The following is a 2,895-nucleotide window of genomic DNA, read 5'->3' as shown; positions in this document are numbered from 1 at the left end:
ATTAATTAATAGTAGTGATGTGAATATCCCAATTTTTGACACTACAAGAATTCACGCCGAAAGTGCAGTGGAATTTGCTTTAAATTAGCAAGAGGATAACAGTGGATATGACCTGATTTACGTCATAGAGGTTCATCATATCTTAAACCTGAACAAATCATAGCGAAGTCATTTTAAGTTCTTGTATACATCAATATCAAATTATTATATTGCAATAAGAAAGAAAATGAAAATAATATCGGTAAGAGAAAAACCGGACTACAAGGATAGAGCCATAGAATATTTTCAGGGAAGTTGGAAAAGTGTATTACCGGTAATCTATGAAGACAGTATTACCCATAGTATTAAAGCAAGAAACCCTCTGCCCCAATGGTACTTACTCGAAAAAGATAGTGAAATAATAGGTTGTGCCGGTCTTATAACAAATGACTTTATTAGCAGAGGAGATTTATATCCATGGGTGTGCGCATTGTTCATTGAAGAAAAGCATAGGGGTAATGCCTATGGTTCCTTACTGATAGAAAAGGCAAAGACAGATGCCAAAGAAGCCGGATTTGGATATTTATATTTAAGTACGAGCCATATTGGTTACTATGAAAAATATGATTTCAAATATATAGGTCAGGGGTATCATCCATGGGGAGAAGAATCCAGGATTTATGAAATACAGCTAGAATGAACGATGGCGCATAGCAGTGGTTAAAATTCCTTTTGGTTTTAGAGCAAAAAGTATAGACCAGTTTTATTTGTTATTTTATGAATTTTGAATAGATATTCCTAAAAGGCACAAAACAAAGCTATTTTATTTTAAGGACTTTCGCCCCCTTAATATGCTTCTCCTTTAATTCTAACAAGGCCTTGTTGGCCTCTTCCAACTCATATATTACGGTTTCCGGCTTAATTGAAGCTTCCGCTGCTAGTTCCAAAAAATCAGACACATCCTTTCCGGTTACATTGGCCACTGATTTTATTTCTTTTTCGAGCCAAAGATGATCCGGGTAGGAAAGGTTTTGGAGGTAGTCCTTATCTGCTTCTTCCTTACGTATGGCATTGATGACAAGTCTACCACCTTTTTCAAGATTGCCCATAGCTTCTACAACAGGTTTCCATGCTGGTGTGGTATCTATTATACTATCTAACTTCTCCGGGGAAGGATCAGAAGTGTTTCCGGACCATATGGCCCCCAGTTCTTTTGCAAATTTTCGCTCTTCCTCCTCCCGTGCGAATACATATACTGGGGTATTGGGATATTTATGTTTGACCATTTTGAGCACCAAATGTGCGGAAGCCCCAAAGCCTGTAAGTCCTAACTTTTGCCCGTCCTTTAAACGAGCTAGCTTTATTGATCTGTAGCCTATTGCCCCTGCACATAAAAGCGGTGCAGCTTCGGCATCGGTAAATACGTCGGGTATACGATGTACGTAGTTTTCCGGAGCTACCATATATTCTGCGTAACCGCCGTTTACATCCCTGCCCGTAGCCCGAAATTCGTTGCACAGATTTTCGTTTCCTTCAATACAGAACTTGCATTTTCCACAAGCGGAAAAAATCCAGGCCACTCCAACCCTATCGCCCATTTGTAATTTGACGATTTCTGAGCCTAATTTTACAACGGTTCCTACGGCCTGATGACCCAGAACCACAGGTAATTTGGGCGGTGAAGTTCTTCCTTCTATTTCATCTAGCTCAGTATGGCAAACTCCGCAAACCGAAACCTTTATCAACACTTCATTATTCTTAATATCAGGAATTGGCATATCAACCAGTTCGAGGGGGTATTTATTTGTCTTCAGAGAGCTTATTTTATTAAGAATCATTGCTTTCATCCTGCGCTAATTTATTCGGTTTTATTTGGTCTTATCAGACTGATCCTGCTCTCTAGCATCAAATATCTTCCCTTGCTTGGTCTTTTCTTTCTTAAAAAATAGCTTAAAAAATCGGTTCTCATCCTTATCAAATTCTTCTAAAAAAATATTTGACTTCCGTGATAGTCCGTCTTCCATTAGGTAACTGATAGGTGCCAAAATCTCAAAACTTCTGAAGATCTCTTTTGAAATGGCTAAAATTGGCAGCGCTAAAATCATACCTGCTACGCCCCACATAAAAGCACCTAAAAAAAGTCCTGTTATAATGAACAAAGGATTGATCTTTATACTTGCACCCATCACATTCGGCGAGATCAGATTGCCTTCTACTTGCTGAACTATTATATACCATGCCAACACAGCCCATGGCTGCCATAATGTATCAGCAGCTATCAGCATATAGGTAAATGGAAGAATAGCACCAATGGTAGTTCCTACATATGGTATGAGTTCAAGAAAACCTGCTAAAAATCCCCAAAAAAAAGGATAAGGAACTCCTATGACCCAGAGGCCGGATCCAATGAGTAGCCCCAGTATAATTACAACCAGGCCTTGCCCAACCATATATCGTTTGGCCAATTTTTGTAACTGATCGAAAAGTGCTTCTGTATTTTTTCTGTATTTAGGGTTTACTTGTGAAAGGAAAAAATTCTTAAAGGCAGTTCTGTAAAGAAGCATGAAATAAGTAATTAGAATAATCAATACAATATTCGCTATGATGCTGGTTCCCGATTGAAAGCTTTCACGTATAAACCCGAAGGGTGTATCGAATGAGGTAAGTAGATTTTCGGATATCCAGCTGGAAGAAGCCTCGGGATCTACGTTAAAATATTGGTTGAACCAATCCATAAATCGAGTGGCAAAATTGCCCAGTTTCTCCCTTATCGATGGTATCTCACGGAAAAAAACCTGAGATTGGTTGAAGAAAAAGAAAAAAACAGCCAAAAGCGGCACTACGGCTACGAGGTAAGATACTAATATGGAAAGAATCCTGTTTCGTAAAATCGCTTCAAAAAAAGAAGCAAGGGGA

General features: G+C 38.7%; 3 protein-coding genes. 1 reads left to right on the top strand and 2 read right to left on the bottom strand.

Annotated features, from left to right (window positions below; translation table 11 throughout):
• Positions 1–226 precede the first annotated feature (226 nt).
• On the top strand, positions 227–679 hold the full coding sequence (locus Q0X89_RS01840) for a GNAT family N-acetyltransferase (RefSeq protein ID WP_297690905.1): 453 nt from the start codon (positions 227–229) through the stop codon (positions 677–679).
• Between the two features lie 118 nt (positions 680–797).
• Here the strand turns inward: Q0X89_RS01840 and Q0X89_RS01835 are convergent, their stop codons facing one another.
• Entirely contained in the window at positions 798–1,826 is a 1,029-nt protein-coding gene (locus tag Q0X89_RS01835) for a zinc-dependent alcohol dehydrogenase family protein (RefSeq protein WP_297690904.1), read from the bottom strand.
• Positions 1,827–1,847: 21 nt separating this feature from the next.
• Positions 1,848–2,895 (bottom strand): AI-2E family transporter (locus Q0X89_RS01830; RefSeq protein ID WP_297690903.1); only part of this gene is annotated, 1,048 nt, incomplete at its 5' end.

The organism is uncultured Eudoraea sp., from assembly GCF_947258525.1.
GTDB lineage: Bacteria > Bacteroidota > Bacteroidia > Flavobacteriales > Flavobacteriaceae > Eudoraea.
The sequence above is the reverse complement of the archived record's forward strand: the minus strand, read 5'-3'. Positions and strand labels throughout refer to the sequence as shown.